The organism is Acinetobacter sp. S40 (genome assembly GCF_016624705.1).
Taxonomy (GTDB): domain Bacteria; phylum Pseudomonadota; class Gammaproteobacteria; order Pseudomonadales; family Moraxellaceae; genus Acinetobacter.
The window spans coordinates 1-13,858 of the sequence record NZ_JACVTU010000017.1 but is presented as its reverse complement, the minus strand read 5'-3'; the positions used below and the strand labels follow the sequence as shown (position 1 = coordinate 13,858).

Genomic DNA, 13,858 nt, shown 5'->3' with positions numbered 1-13,858 from the left:
ATCTGATTATGCATATAACACGTTTAAATATCGAGCGTGTGCGCAATTTAAAAACGGTTGCTCTCTCTGGGTTGCAGCCGTTTAATATTTTTTATGGCGCCAACGGCTCTGGCAAAACTTCAGTGCTAGAAGCAATTCATTTATTGTCGACAGGACGTTCTTTTCGCACCTATACGCCCAAACACTATATACAACAAGGGATGCCTGATGCGATCGTTTTTGCACAGTCAGCCACTGAAAAAGTGGGGATGCGTAAGCTGACGACAGGAGAACAATTAATCAAGGTCAATGGTGATCCAGTGGCGACACAGGGACAATTGGCCAAATTATTACCTTTACAGCATATTGATCCACAAAGTACTGATATTTTGGATCATGGGGCTAAGCCTCGGCGACAAATGCTAGATTGGCTGATGTTTCACGTGGAACCTGATTTTTATACAACTTGGCAGCAATATTCTCGTGCTTTAAAACAACGTAATAGTTTGCTTAAGCATTCTCGCCAGATTTCATTGGCAGAGTTAGAACCGTGGAACAAACTTTTGGCCATGTATGGTGAAATGTTGCATAGTCAACGTACGGTGATGATTGAGGAGTGGCAGTTATTTTTACAACAGGATTTACAGAAATTATTGCCTGAAGTGAGTATTGAACTGGATTATCAGGCAGGCTTTCATCAGGAACAAGGGCTCTTAAATGACTTGATTCATTATCATGTTAAAGATGTGGAACGTCGTTATACTGAATATGGTCCACATCGCGCTGATTTGCGTTTAAAAACTTCATTAGGCGATGCCGATGATGTGCTATCGCGGGGCCAGAAAAAGCTCTTGATGATGGCTTTAAAACTTTCACAGATTGCAATGTTACATGCGAGTAATAAGGAAACTGTGGTATTATTAGATGATTTGACAGCAGAATTAGACCATGCCGCACAGCGGCGATTAATTGAACGATTAAGCCAGTTAGGTAGCCAAGTTTTTATTACCACTTTAGATCAAAAGGCTGTACAACAGCATTTGAATGATCTGGCCGTATCTTATCAATTGTTTAATGTGGAACATGGTCAGGTTCATGCTGTCCCCATATGATTTTTTTCCCCGCTGGGGATCGATCCATAATTTACTAGGGAGAAACCATGAGTTCAGAGTCTCAATCTGCCTCTCCAACAGAACAATCACACGAAAAGGCGTATGATTCCTCTAGTATCAAGGTATTGCGTGGTCTGGATGCGGTGCGTAAGCGTCCAGGCATGTATATCGGTGATACAGATGATGGGACAGGTTTGCATCACATGGTTTTTGAGGTGGTCGATAATGCAATCGATGAAGCCTTGGCAGGCCATTGTGATGAGATTATTGTCACCATTCACGAAGATGAATCGGTTAGTGTCTCTGATAATGGTCGTGGTATCCCAACAGATATTCACCCTGAAGAGGGTGTATCCGCTGCGGAAGTGATTCTGACCATTTTGCATGCAGGTGGTAAGTTCGACGACAATAGCTATAAAGTGTCAGGCGGTCTGCATGGTGTGGGTGTATCTGTAGTTAATGCGTTATCCAGCAAATTGCAACTGACCATTCATCGTGCAGGGCAAATTCATGAGCAGGAATATCAACATGGCGATCCACAGTATTCCTTGCGTGTGATTGGTGAAACTGACACCACAGGTACAACAGTACGTTTCTGGCCAAGTGCAGACACCTTTAGCCAAACCATTTTCCATGTCGAGATTTTAGCGCGTCGTTTACGTGAGCTTTCGTTTTTGAATGCAGGTGTGAAGATTATCCTGCGTGATGAACGGATTAATCTGGAACATGTTTACAACTACATTGGTGGTTTATCTGAGTTTGTGAAATACATTAACGAAGGCAAAAATCATTTAAATGACATTTTTCATTTTACTGCTGATGCTGACAATGGCATTACGGTAGAAGTGGCCCTTCAGTGGAATGACAGCTATCAAGAAAATGTGCGCTGTTTTACGAACAACATTCCGCAAAAAGATGGCGGAGCGCATTTGGCAGGTTTCCGGGCAGCGTTGACTCGTGGCTTGAATAGCTATCTTGAAAATGAAAATATTCTTAAGAAAGAAAAAGTCAACGTGACGGGTGATGATGCACGTGAAGGTTTAACAGCGATCATTTCGGTTAAAGTACCTGATCCAAAATTTTCTTCACAAACCAAGGAAAAATTGGTATCCAGTGAAGTCAAACCTGCTGTTGAACAAGCAATGAACAAAGAGTTTTCAGCCTATTTGCTAGAAAATCCACAAGCAGCCAAATCGATTGCAGGTAAAATTATCGATGCAGCCCGTGCGCGTGATGCAGCACGGAAAGCCCGTGAAATGACGCGCCGTAAAAGTGCGCTAGATATTGCTGGTTTACCAGGTAAATTGGCGGACTGTCAGGAAAAAGACCCGGCATTGTCGGAACTCTATCTGGTCGAGGGTGACTCTGCTGGTGGTAGTGCAAAACAAGGACGTAATCGTAAAATGCAGGCAATTTTACCACTCAAAGGTAAAATCTTAAATGTAGAGCGTGCGCGTTTTGATAAGATGATTTCCAGTCAGGAAGTGGGTACTTTGATTACCGCACTGGGCTGTGGTATTGGCCGTGAAGAATATAATCCGGATAAATTGCGTTATCATAAAATCATTATTATGACCGATGCCGATGTCGATGGTTCGCATATCCGTACTCTTCTACTGACATTCTTTTTCCGTCAAATGCCAGAATTGGTAGAGCGTGGTCATATTTATATTGCTCAACCACCACTGTATAAATTGAAAAAGGGCAAACAGGAACTCTATATCAAGGATAATGAGGCTTTAGAAAGCTTCCTGATTTCTAATGCGATTGATGATCTAGAATTGCATATTAGTGCCAATGCACCTGCGATTAATGGTGAAGCGTTGGCAAAAGTCATCGAAGATTATCAAGTTTCGCAAAAAAGTTTACAACGTTTAACTCAGCGTTATCCTGCCAGTTTGCTAGATGCTTTATTGGAAGTGGAACCATTCAAGGCAGATCAAAGTCAGGATCGTCCTTATGTGGAACAATGGGCTGAACAGCTACGTGCGACAATTGAAAAATTACAGCCTAGTTTACGCCCTGAAATTAGTCTGGAAAGTTTTGAGCGTGAAACCCCAGCTGGAGAAAAATCAATTCATTGCTGGCCTCGTGTGACAGTTTATGTGCATAACTTGCCGCATCATTATCTGTTAGATGCTGGTTTGCTTAATTCAGCTGAATATGCGCGTTTACTGAAAAATTCCAAGAGTTGGTTTAAGTTACTGGAAGAAGGTGCGTATTTGCAGAAAGGTGATCGTAAGATCAATGTGAGCAATTTCCATCAGGTCTGGCAGCAAATCTTGCAGGATTCACGTCGAGGCATGATGATCCAGCGCTACAAAGGACTGGGTGAGATGAATGCTGAGCAACTTTGGGAAACTACGATGGATCCTGAGAATCGCAATATGTTGCAAGTAACCATTGATGATGCGATTGAAGCAGATCGGATGTTTAGTTGCTTGATGGGCGATGATGTGGAACCACGTCGTGCCTTTATTGAAGAAAATGCACTTAATGCAGATATTGATGCATAAATGCATTTTTAAATAGCAAAAAAACAGGCGCTAATTGCGCCTGTTTTTTTGAATTTCCCTATTCATAACCACGTCCTGTAACTTGGCTTATTGCCATTGCTGAAACACTTGTTCCGCAGTTTTATTTAGTACGACTTGATTACCCTGAACCTGTTGTACCCATTGAGTAGGAATATAATGATGCTGCCCATTTGCAGATTGATCATTTTTAGCCAGTTTGATTTTATCCTGACCATCTAAATGATCGACAGTTCCGACATGTTGCAGATCTGAACCAACGACTTCGGCATGATGTTGAATATCTTGTACATTGATAGTTGCCATGAGATTGTCCCTCATATTTTCATGATGTTTCATGTATTGACTTGATCTTTGTATCAAGTAGGCAAGTCATTAACTCAAACTTAAAACAGCATCAGTGCTGTGCCTTAAGACTTAGCCTAAGGATTTTTCCGAAGCTGTGTACAGGGCTTATGTAAGCCTTTATAGGTATTTCATCAAAAGATAAGGAATTACGGGTAAGCTCTGTTAATTTATATTTTTATTTAAAATCAATATCTTAATTTTTTAAATCTAAAAAAACTAATAAAAATAAAGGACTATATTTTTAAATGTTTTGATTGAAACACTCACTTTGTAAAATTAGGCAAATGAATGTGTCGGGCTGTAAATTGATACAGCCCTCTGGTCAAACTATCTAACTCAATTGTCTAATCAAAAGAACTTTCGAGTTCTTCCAACTGCATCATGAGTTCTAGCATTTGTTCTTCAGCGTGCTCCAGTTTTTGTTTGAGTTCAGTTTGTTCATTCATAAGTTTGAGCAGTTCCTCTTTGCGCTCGCTTTCATAAAGTGAACTATCTCCCAGTAAAACTTCAATTTCACCTAAACGCGGCTGAAATTTTTCAATCTGAGCTTCGTATTTTTCAATATTTTTACGAATAGGTCGTGTTTGTTCTCTACGTTGTGCAGCTTCTTTACGTAGAGCTTCTTTATCCAGTTTTGAAGTTGCGGGTTGAACAGTAACTTGTGAAACAAGAGGCGTGGCAGGTTGCTGCCCTTTTTTGATCATTTCAGTACGTGCTTGACGAAGCCAGTGAGCATAATCATTTAAATCACCGTCAAAACTTTGACTATGACCGTTGTGAACCAGAATTAGTTCGTCACAAACACTCGCAATCAATTGACGCTCATGCGATACCAGTACCACTGCACCTTCAAAATCTTGCAATGCCATAGTTAAAGCATGACGCATATCCAAGTCTAAGTGGTTGGTGGGTTCATCCAAAATGAGAACATTAGGACGTTGCCAGACGATGAGGGCCAGTGCTAAACGCGCACGTTCTCCTCCAGAAAAGCTTTCACTTGGCGTATCCATACGTTCGCCACTAAAACCAAAGCTGCCTAAAAAAGCACGTAAAGTGGCATCACTGATTTTTTTATCGGCAATGCGCGACAGTTGTAGCATTGGACTGGCATTACCATCTAAAGCATCCATTTGATGTTGGGCAAAATAACCGATATTGAGTAACTCGGAGGCATAGCGTTGACCTTGAATAAGTGGAAGATCGCCCACCAAAGATTTAATTAGAGTTGATTTTCCAGCACCATTCATACCGAGCAATCCGATGCGGCTGGTGGGCGTAATTTGTAGATTCACATTGGTAACAATTAATTTAGCGGCATAACCAATATCTGCATGTTCCAATGCCAAAAGTGGTGAACTCATTTTAGTCGGTTCACGAAAACTAAACGTAAAAGGCGTATCCACATGCGCGGGCGCAAGTTCTTGCATCCGTTCCAGTTGTTTGATTCGACTTTGTGCCTGACGTGCTTTGGTGGCTTGTGCTTTGAATCGATCAATATATTTTTGTAAATGTGCGCGAGTTTCCTGTTGTTTCTCAAAGGCTTGTTGCTGTTGTGCTAAGCGCTCAGCGCGTGTTGTTTCAAAAGTAGAATAGTTTCCTGTATAAAGTGTGAGCTCTTGATTTTCGATGTGTAAAACATGATCGGTAATTGCATCTAAAAAATCCCGATCATGTGAAATCAGAACCAGAGTTCCTTCATAACTATTCAGCCAGTCCTCTAGCCATAAAATGGCATCGAGATCCAAGTGGTTAGTGGGTTCATCTAACAATAATAAATCTGAACGGCTCATTAAGGTGCGTGCCAAATTGAGACGCATGCGCCAACCACCAGAAAAACTGGAAACATCTAATTGCGATTGATGTTCAAAAAAACCTAAACCTGCCATAAGTTGAGAGGCTTTAGCTGAAGCTGAATAACCATTAATTTCATCAAAACGGCTATATAAATCAGCCAATTGATCATTATTTAATTGTTCTGGAGCATTGAGTTGATTCTGAATGGTCCAATATTCTTCATCTCCAGATAACACAAAATCAATTGCTTTCATGTCTAAAGCTTTAATTTCTTGCGCCATGTGGGCAACAGTCCAAATATTTGGTCGGCTTAAACTGCCACTGTCTGCTTCAATACCACCGAGCAGGGCTGAAAATAAAGTAGATTTTCCAGCACCATTCACACCTGTTAAACCAATTTTCCAGCCTGGATGCAGTTGCATCGATGCTTTTTGAAATAAAACACGTCCGCCGCGGCGAATTGAAAACTGGTCAAGCTGAATCATGGAAATGAACACGCTACATCATAAAAGAAAGTGAGCATTTTAAAGGGATATGCAGAAGAAGACAAAGTTTTAGTCAATTTTGCATTTTTTAACGAAAACATGAAATGTGTCAAAAAAAATTATGCATTTCGTCAGAAAATTTACAGGATTTAAGACTTAATAGAGCTAAAACTCTATTTTTATTGACTTAAGCTTACTATAGTAATAAGTACAGAACAAAAACTAAGCAAGAACAAGTCGGAAAAGGAATGCGATGATGAATAAAGGACTTTCGATACTGGGTACAACAGTGTTGTTGGGGTGCATGACGACCACTCATGCCCAAATTAACGTCTGTGCGTTTGATTTGTTGGGAAAAGCAGGTGACTCATACAAAATGCTTGAAGAATGGGCATTAGCAGCGAAAGCGTGGAATGCGGATATTAATCTTATTCCACGTCAGGATGAGGCTCAGGCTGAAAAAGATTTTCGTGAAGGTAAATGCGATGGTGTGTATATCACTTCTATGCGTGCCCGCCCGTACAACAAGTTTGCAGGTTCGGTGGATGCACTGGGCGCTGTTCCAAATAATTCTATTGCGCAAAAAGCGATTACTTTCGTATTAGATAAACGTAACAATCATCGATTAACCACCACGATGGATGGCGATAAATACGAAGTCGCCGGTATTGTGCAGATTGGTCAGGCTTATTTGTTTGTACGTGATCGTAATATCAATAATCTTGAACGTGCTAAAGGGAAAAAAATCGCAATCTTGCAGTATGACGAAGCGCAAAAAATTATGAGTCAGCGTGTTGGTGCGGTTCCTGTTGCTTCTGATATTTCAAATTTTGTCGCTCGATTTAATAGTGGGCAAGTCGACATTGTGCCTGCTCCAGCCTACGCTTATAAACCGCTAGAAATTCAAAAAGGCTTGGGTAACAATGGCGCCATGATTAACTTTCCTGTTGCCAATATTACCGCTGATTTGATTATTCGGCAAAACAAATTTCCCAGCAATTTTGGCCCACAATCGCGTAATTGGTTTCTAAATCAGTTACCGAAAAATTTTGCCATGGTGCGCCGTTTAGAAGCCGGTATTCCTGATAAATATAAAATCAATTTATCCAATGAAGACAAAATAAAATATCAAAAATTATTACGCGATGGGCGTATAGATCTCGCAAAACAAGGGATTTATGACCCGAATATGATGACAGTACTTAAACGCGCACGTTGCACAGTTGAACGAACCAACTTTGAATGTTCTCTAAGCGGCGAATAAAAGACCTTCTAAAATGACTTCGGAGTTTTCTTATCGAATAAAAAAAGTTTAAGAAAACTCTTTATATTTTAAAGTATTGTTTATATATTTTTTACTGAATATTACTTAAAACAAGAAATTATTCACGATTTTGTACAATAAATATTCATTTTTCCACAAAAAATGGAGTAAATACTCTATTTTTTTTTAAATAACCCGATTAATATTTGCCGTGTAAGGATACTCCTAACTGGAAATTTGGTACGAAGGAATAACAAAATGAAAAAAATCGCATTTGCTCTGGCCGCAACCACTCTTGCTGGTTTTTCGGTAACAGCTCAAGCCGCAACAGTATGTGTATTCGATTTGCTAGGGAAATCAGGTGAGTCGTATAAAATGATGGAAGAATGGGCATTGGCAGCTAAAGGCTGGGGTGCTGATATTACGCTGGTTCCACGTCAGGATGAAGCAGTTGCAGATAATGATTTTAAAGCTGGTAAATGTGATGCAGTAACCATGACAGCCATGCGTGCCCGTCAATATAATAAATTTGCGGGTTCGATCGACTCGTTGGGCGGTGTTCCAAACAACCAGATTGCGCAACGTGCGATTACCTATGTTCTGGATGCGCGTAATGCAGCAAAATTAACCTCAAATCTGGGCGGTAAAAAATACGAAGTCGCTGGCATCGCACCATTGGGGTCGGCTTTCATTTTTGTACGTGATAAAAGCATTAACTCTGTAGAAAAAGCGGCAGGTAAAAAGTTTGCAGTCTTGGGGTATGACGATGCGCAAAAAATTATGGTACAACGCGTAGGTGCACAAGCAGTTCTATCTGATATTTCTAACTTTGCTGCAAAATTTAATAACGGCCAGGTTGATATGGTTGGTGCACCAGCATATGCCTATAAGCCGCTTGAGTTAAATAAAGGTTTAGGCACGAATGGTGCGATGATGAATTTTCCTGTCTTGCATGTAACTGCTGACTTGGTCATTCGCCCTGAAGGATTCCCTGCTGGTTTTGGTCAAAAATCTCGTGATTGGTTCATTAAACAATTGCCGAAGAGCTTTGCCATGATCAATCGCCTGGAAGCGCAAATTCCTGCAAAATACAAGATGAATCTAACACCAGAAGACAAATTGAAATATCAAAAACTATTACGTGATGGTCGTATCGATCTTACTAAACGTGGTGTATATGATGCTGGCATGATGTCTGTGTTGAAAAAAGCGCGCTGTTCAGTAGATAAAGCCAATTTTGAATGTTCAATGCCTGGCGAATAATATTGATTTTATTGAAAAAACTCGGAATTATTTCCGAGTTTTTTTATTTCTAAAATCCTGTCAGTTAAGCCATTGATGCAGATTTAAAAATTGATAATCTAAAACTAAAGAATTAAGTTCACAGGGATCAGTGACGGCAGGGAACCTATATGGTTTTAAACCTGTTATTTGACATCAATGTGAAATTATAGATTTTAATTGGACTGGACTATGTGAAGGTGCAGGACTGCATGTTCATCAAGCAAAAAAAGAACAAAGGCAATAATGGAAGGTATGCATATGAAATGGTCAAAAACGCTCGCAATGACAGCTGGTTTGTTTGCAGCATCGATGGGAGTGCAGGCAAAGCAAACAATCTGTGTTTTTGATTTGGTGGGAAAAAATGGTGATGTCTATAGCCTGATGAAAGACTATCAGTTAGCGGCTAAAAGCTGGGGAGCTGATATTGAACTAAAAGTTAGCCAGAATGAAAGTGTGATTGCAGATGATTTTAAAGCCGGTAAATGTGATGGAGTAAGTATCACGGGTTTACGCGGTCGCCAATTTAATGCCTTTACGGGATCACTAGATGCGATTGGTGCAATTACTGACTTAAAGCTGGCGGTGAAGATTATGCAGGGATTATCAAGTCCTGCATTTTCTAAATATATGACACAAGGTCAATATGAAGTAGTGGGTGTTATTCCGATTGGAGATGCTTATTTATTGGTCAATGACCGTAATATCAATACTGTGGCCAAAGCAGCAGGCAAAAAAATTGCTGTTTTAGATTATGATGAAGCACAAAAAATTATGGTTCAGCAAATTGGTGCGCAGGCTGTTAGTGCTGATGTAACTAATTTCGGAGCAAAATTTAATAACCATCAGGTTGATATTATTGGTGCCCCAGCAGCAGCATTTAAAGCGCTCGAATTACATAAAGGTTTGGGAACAACTGGTGCGATTGTGAATTACCCTATTTTACAGGTCACTGGAAACTTGATCATTCGACCTGATAAATTCCCTGCGGGATTCGGTCAAAAATCACGTGATTGGGTCAAAGGACAATTACCGAGAGCATTTACGATTTTGGGAAAAATGAAAGCGGATATTCCACAAAAATATTGGATGGATGTGCCTGCTGCTGATCAACCAGGTTATCAAAAGTTAATGCGAGAATCTCGAATTAATCTGACCAAAAAGGGAGTTTACGATAAACGCATGATGAAATTGTTATGGCAATTCCGCTGTAAAGAAAATCCGAAAAACTTTGAGTGTGCTTTACAGGACGAAAATTACAAATAATCCTGATACAAATACTCTGAATAAAGTTTAAACTTCCAGAACTGACCATATATTGTGTATGTTATACTGTATATGGTCTTTTTCTTTTTAAGACATCAGATTTAGGTTGAGGAATGTCCATCATGAATGCCCAAGCTCTTGTTATCTCAGATAATGCTGCCAAAAAAGTGCGTCAACTCCGTGACAGCGAAGGGAATCAGGATTTAATGCTACGTGTTTACGTGACGGGTGGTGGCTGTTCTGGATTTTCTTATGGTTTTAATTTTGCTGAAAGCGCCAATGAAGATGATGCCAAGTTTGAAAATGGTGATGTCACCATGTTGGTTGATTCATTGAGTTATCAATACCTGATAGGTTCAGTTGTAGATTATCTTGAAGGTCTTGAAGGTTCTCGTTTTATTGTACAGAACCCAAATGCTACCACTACTTGTGGTTGTGGTTCATCTTTTTCCATCTAAATATTTTCTATAGTCTGATGATCATAAAAAATCCCCAATTGGGGATTTTTTGTCAAAATGGATCGATAGCTTAAACACAGGTTATAGTGCCTAAGATACGAAAATCTTTGGCACCTGTAACAGAAGGCAAGTTACCACTTTGCTGTGTCATGAAGCGCATAGCTAGCCATGCAAATGCGGTCGCCTCAACCCATGTTGGAGATAATCCTAGCACACTGGTACTTTGTACTGACCAATTGTGTTTGCGCAAACGCCAGCGCAATTGCTCCAATAAATGTGAGTTATAAGCACCACCACCACACACGTAAACTTCACCCGTATCAAGATCAGAACGATAAATTGCTTTTTTAATCGCACGAGTGGTGAGTTTCAGTAAAGTTGCTTGTACATTTTCTGGGGTATCTTCTAGCTCATCATATTCCAGCTCATCATTACGCCAGTCTGCAAGCTGATCATCTAACCAGTCAATATTAAAGTCTTCACGGCCCGTACTTTTTGGCGGTTCCTTTGAAAAAAACTCATGGGCTTGCAAACGTTCTAATAGTCCGCGAATGGGTTGACCATAAGCTGCCCAGTTACCATTTTCATCATAAGGGTGGCCAGTATAACGTTCGCACCATGCATCCATTAAAATATTGGCAGGTCCTGTATCAAAGCCATAGACATCTTCAGGCAGCCCTGCGGGCAGCATACTGACATTGGCAATGCCACCCAGATTTAAAATAACGCGGTGAATCGTTGAATGTTGAAAAATCGCTTGATGAAATGCAGGTACTAAAGGCGCGCCCTGTCCACCTGCAGCCATATCGCGACGTCGAAAATCAGAAATCACAGGAATCTGAGTAATTTCCGTAATTATATTGGGATCACCAATTTGCAGGGTAAATCCATGTTCAGGACGATGACGAATAGTTTGTCCATGCGAGCCAATTGCTTTAATTTGATTACGATCTAATTGATTCTTTTCGATCAGTTTATTAATACCTTGACCAATCAGCGTGGCAAGTGTCACATCAGCCTTACCCATTCGATCAATTTCATTATCCCCTGGCAAAGTAAGCGCCATAAGCTCATCACGTAACTCAGGTTCAAAAGGAATAGTCAAAGTTGCATGAAGATGTAAGGGATCAAATGAGGCAGCAACGAAATCGACCCCATCCATGCTGGTACCGGTCATTACCCCAATATAGATCGATGTCATGAGTAACTTCGCCTGCAATCTGCTGAAAAAGTGTTAGTATATCGCACAAATTGAATAACTGATGTGTTTAGGTTTTGTGATGTCAAATTTCTTGCCTGCTGAAGAACAGCTTGCCCTCATTCAACGAGGCACTCATGAAATTATTTCCGAAGAGGATCTGTTAAAGAAACTCAAGGAAAATCGTCCTTTAAAAATTAAGGCTGGTTTTGATCCTACTGCACCAGACTTGCATTTTGGTCACACGGTGTTGATCAATAAGCTCAAAACTTTTCAGGATCTAGGACATGAAGTTACGTTCTTAATTGGCGATTATACTGCCATGATTGGTGACCCAACGGGTAAAAGTGCGACACGTCCGCCGTTGACGCGTGAACAGGTAGAGGCTAATGCCAAAACCTATCAGGAACAGGTTTTTAAAATTCTTGATCCCAATAAAACCAAAGTTCGTTTTAACTCAGAATGGTTTAATCAAAGATCAGCAGCTGATCTCATTCAATTAGCTAGTCAGCAAACTGTTTCACGTATGCTAGAGCGTGATGACTTCACGAAGCGTTATAATAACCATCAGCCGATTGCGATTCACGAATTTTTATATCCACTGGTACAGGGTTACGATTCGATTGCACTTGAAGCTGATGTAGAACTAGGTGGAACAGACCAAACCTTTAATTTATTAATGGGACGTACCTTACAAGGGCGTTATGGGCAGGACTCTCAGGTTTGTATTACTGTTCCAATTCTTGAAGGTTTAGATGGTGTCAATAAAATGTCCAAATCAATGGGCAATTATATTGGCGTATTTGATGCACCAGGTGCGATGTATCAAAAAGTGTTATCTATGCCGGATACGCTGATTGAACGTTATTTTGAGTTGCTCAGCTTTAAATCCATGGATGAGATTCAAAGTCTGCTTAAAGAAATGGCTGATGGTCGTAATCCACAAGAATTGAAGAAAATTCTTGCAATTGAACTAGTAGAACGTTTTCATGGCGCCAAAGCAGCAGCAAATGCTCATAAAGGCGCAGGTAATATTATTACTGACGGTGAAGTGCCAGAAGATACGCCTGAAATTATTATTTCTCGTGGTGAGTTTGCTGGAGAAATCTTTATTGCTTCTATTCTGCGTTTGGCAGGTCTGACCAAAAATGCCGCTCAAGCCAAAGATGCCGTAGCGCGCGGAGCAGTTAAAGTTGACTGGAATGTGGTCGATGCAAATTTTTCAGTGAAAGAGAACAAGACATATATTATTCAGGCGGGTAAAAAAGCCATTGCTCGAGTAATATTTACAGATTAAGTTTGTTAACTTCCTAAAAAAAGCAGGCTTTAAGTCTGCTTTTTTTATTTATCAAATATAAGGCTTTGTTAAATTATGAATATGGCCTGTACAACTATGGTGATTATCACTTTGATTATTAGCATAAATACATAAAAATAGTGCAAACACAGTGGAAATTAGATCCATTTTATTCTTTTAGCAAAAGCCAAATAAATCCTGTAAAAAATAAAAAACTACGGTATAAATAAATTAAACAGAAAATCTGCTACATGTTTAAGGAGAATACATTATCTACCCGCAACATTTAGATAAAATTTATTCAATGAAAATGATATGCATGTAGTAAAACTATGATTTAGTGGATAAAAACAACGAGAGGAGAGCTATCCATGGGATTTGATCAACAACACCTCAACTGGCTAATCACTTTTTTATTTGACACAGATCCTGTTGCTATCGAAGAACAACAGTATTTATTAGCACATTATTATCTAGATAAATTAGATGTTGTTGAAAATTACCAATTATCGAGTATGGTCATGTCAAGATTACCTTACCGAGCAAAACTATTTTTCTTTGGGGAAAGCTATGTGGGTAGACAGCAAATGATTCGAGAAGTCATTGATGTACGAGGTAATTACCATATTCATTGACTCATCATATGGGTAATACACTCCAAAAAGTACATGTTCACATGTACTTTTTTTATGATTGGTTTGAAGAATAATCAATTTACGTTCATTTGTTGAACGCTTAAAGCGGAATCGATGAAAAAAAGCGCATCTATTGAAAATAAATGCTTTCAGGGGTTGCGTTGATTTACAAAATGTATAGAATACGCAGCATCCCGACGCGAAACA

Annotated in this window: 11 protein-coding genes; 8 read left to right on the top strand and 3 right to left on the bottom strand. The window is 39.8% G+C overall.

Going from position 1 to position 13,858, the window contains the following annotated elements; translation table 11 throughout:
* Positions 1–8: 8 nt before the first annotated feature.
* Positions 9–1,091, top strand: a complete 1,083-nt coding sequence (recF, locus tag IAE19_RS14790; protein WP_200461680.1) for a DNA replication/repair protein RecF — start codon at positions 9–11, stop codon at positions 1,089–1,091.
* A 47-nt stretch (positions 1,092–1,138) separates the two neighbouring features.
* Positions 1,139–3,607 carry a DNA topoisomerase (ATP-hydrolyzing) subunit B gene (gene gyrB, locus IAE19_RS14785; RefSeq protein ID WP_200461679.1) on the top strand — a complete coding sequence of 823 codons (2,469 nt, stop codon included), beginning with the start codon at positions 1,139–1,141 and terminating at the stop codon, positions 3,605–3,607.
* 87 nt (positions 3,608–3,694) lie between these two features.
* On the opposite strand, the gene IAE19_RS14780 is transcribed toward gyrB, so the two are convergent.
* Together IAE19_RS14780 and IAE19_RS14775 are read right to left on the bottom strand one after the other, a co-directional pair.
* On the bottom strand, positions 3,695–3,931 hold the full coding sequence (locus IAE19_RS14780) for a DUF2171 domain-containing protein (protein WP_200461678.1): 237 nt from the start codon (positions 3,929–3,931) through the stop codon (positions 3,695–3,697).
* A gap of 386 nt (positions 3,932–4,317) precedes the next feature.
* The gene (locus tag IAE19_RS14775) at positions 4,318–6,252 is read right to left on the bottom strand and encodes an ATP-binding cassette domain-containing protein (protein ID WP_200461677.1); all 1,935 of its coding nucleotides are present in this window, start codon (positions 6,250–6,252) and stop codon (positions 4,318–4,320) included.
* Positions 6,253–6,508: 256 nt separating this feature from the next.
* Between IAE19_RS14775 and IAE19_RS14770 the strand changes: the two genes are divergently transcribed.
* The 4 genes from IAE19_RS14770 (at position 6,509) to erpA (ending at position 10,521) form a co-directional block, all read left to right on the top strand.
* Positions 6,509–7,516 (top strand): putative solute-binding protein, encoded by a 1,008-nt coding sequence (locus IAE19_RS14770; RefSeq protein ID WP_200461676.1) that lies wholly within the window; start codon positions 6,509–6,511, stop codon positions 7,514–7,516.
* A gap of 258 nt (positions 7,517–7,774) precedes the next feature.
* On the top strand, positions 7,775–8,779 hold the full coding sequence (locus IAE19_RS14765) for a putative solute-binding protein (protein ID WP_200461675.1): 1,005 nt from the start codon (positions 7,775–7,777) through the stop codon (positions 8,777–8,779).
* A gap of 279 nt (positions 8,780–9,058) precedes the next feature.
* Positions 9,059–10,063 (top strand): putative solute-binding protein, encoded by a 1,005-nt coding sequence (locus tag IAE19_RS14760; RefSeq protein WP_200461674.1) that lies wholly within the window; start codon positions 9,059–9,061, stop codon positions 10,061–10,063.
* Between the two features lie 122 nt (positions 10,064–10,185).
* Positions 10,186–10,521: an iron-sulfur cluster insertion protein ErpA gene (gene erpA / locus IAE19_RS14755; RefSeq protein ID WP_200461673.1), complete on the top strand. Its 336-nt coding sequence runs from the start codon at positions 10,186–10,188 to the stop codon at positions 10,519–10,521.
* Positions 10,522–10,591: 70 nt separating this feature from the next.
* On the opposite strand, the gene IAE19_RS14750 is transcribed toward erpA, so the two are convergent.
* Positions 10,592–11,722: an anhydro-N-acetylmuramic acid kinase gene (locus IAE19_RS14750; RefSeq protein ID WP_200461672.1), complete on the bottom strand. Its 1,131-nt coding sequence runs from the start codon at positions 11,720–11,722 to the stop codon at positions 10,592–10,594.
* A gap of 61 nt (positions 11,723–11,783) precedes the next feature.
* On the opposite strand from IAE19_RS14750, the gene tyrS reads away from it, so the two are divergent.
* Both tyrS and IAE19_RS14740 read left to right on the top strand, forming a co-directional pair.
* Positions 11,784–13,016: a tyrosine--tRNA ligase gene (gene tyrS, locus IAE19_RS14745; RefSeq protein ID WP_200461671.1), complete on the top strand. Its 1,233-nt coding sequence runs from the start codon at positions 11,784–11,786 to the stop codon at positions 13,014–13,016.
* A gap of 371 nt (positions 13,017–13,387) precedes the next feature.
* Positions 13,388–13,651: a hypothetical protein gene (locus IAE19_RS14740; RefSeq protein WP_200461670.1), complete on the top strand. Its 264-nt coding sequence runs from the start codon at positions 13,388–13,390 to the stop codon at positions 13,649–13,651.
* The last annotated feature ends 207 nt before the right edge of the window (positions 13,652–13,858 follow it).

Coding starts and splice junctions, on each gene's coding strand:
- IAE19_RS14750 (WP_200461672.1), bottom strand. CDS start 11,722: ATGACATCGATCTATATTGGGGTAATGACCGGTACCAGCATGGATGGG.
- IAE19_RS14780 (WP_200461678.1), bottom strand. CDS start 3,931: ATGGCAACTATCAATGTACAAGATATTCAACATCATGCCGAAGTCGTT.
- IAE19_RS14765 (WP_200461675.1), top strand. CDS start 7,775: ATGAAAAAAATCGCATTTGCTCTGGCCGCAACCACTCTTGCTGGTTTT.
- recF (WP_200461680.1), top strand. CDS start 9: ATGCATATAACACGTTTAAATATCGAGCGTGTGCGCAATTTAAAAACG.
- IAE19_RS14760 (WP_200461674.1), top strand. CDS start 9,059: ATGAAATGGTCAAAAACGCTCGCAATGACAGCTGGTTTGTTTGCAGCA.
- IAE19_RS14775 (WP_200461677.1), bottom strand. CDS start 6,252: ATGATTCAGCTTGACCAGTTTTCAATTCGCCGCGGCGGACGTGTTTTA.
- erpA (WP_200461673.1), top strand. CDS start 10,186: ATGAATGCCCAAGCTCTTGTTATCTCAGATAATGCTGCCAAAAAAGTG.
- IAE19_RS14740 (WP_200461670.1), top strand. CDS start 13,388: ATGGGATTTGATCAACAACACCTCAACTGGCTAATCACTTTTTTATTT.
- IAE19_RS14770 (WP_200461676.1), top strand. CDS start 6,509: ATGAATAAAGGACTTTCGATACTGGGTACAACAGTGTTGTTGGGGTGC.
- tyrS (WP_200461671.1), top strand. CDS start 11,784: ATGTGTTTAGGTTTTGTGATGTCAAATTTCTTGCCTGCTGAAGAACAG.
- gyrB (WP_200461679.1), top strand. CDS start 1,139: ATGAGTTCAGAGTCTCAATCTGCCTCTCCAACAGAACAATCACACGAA.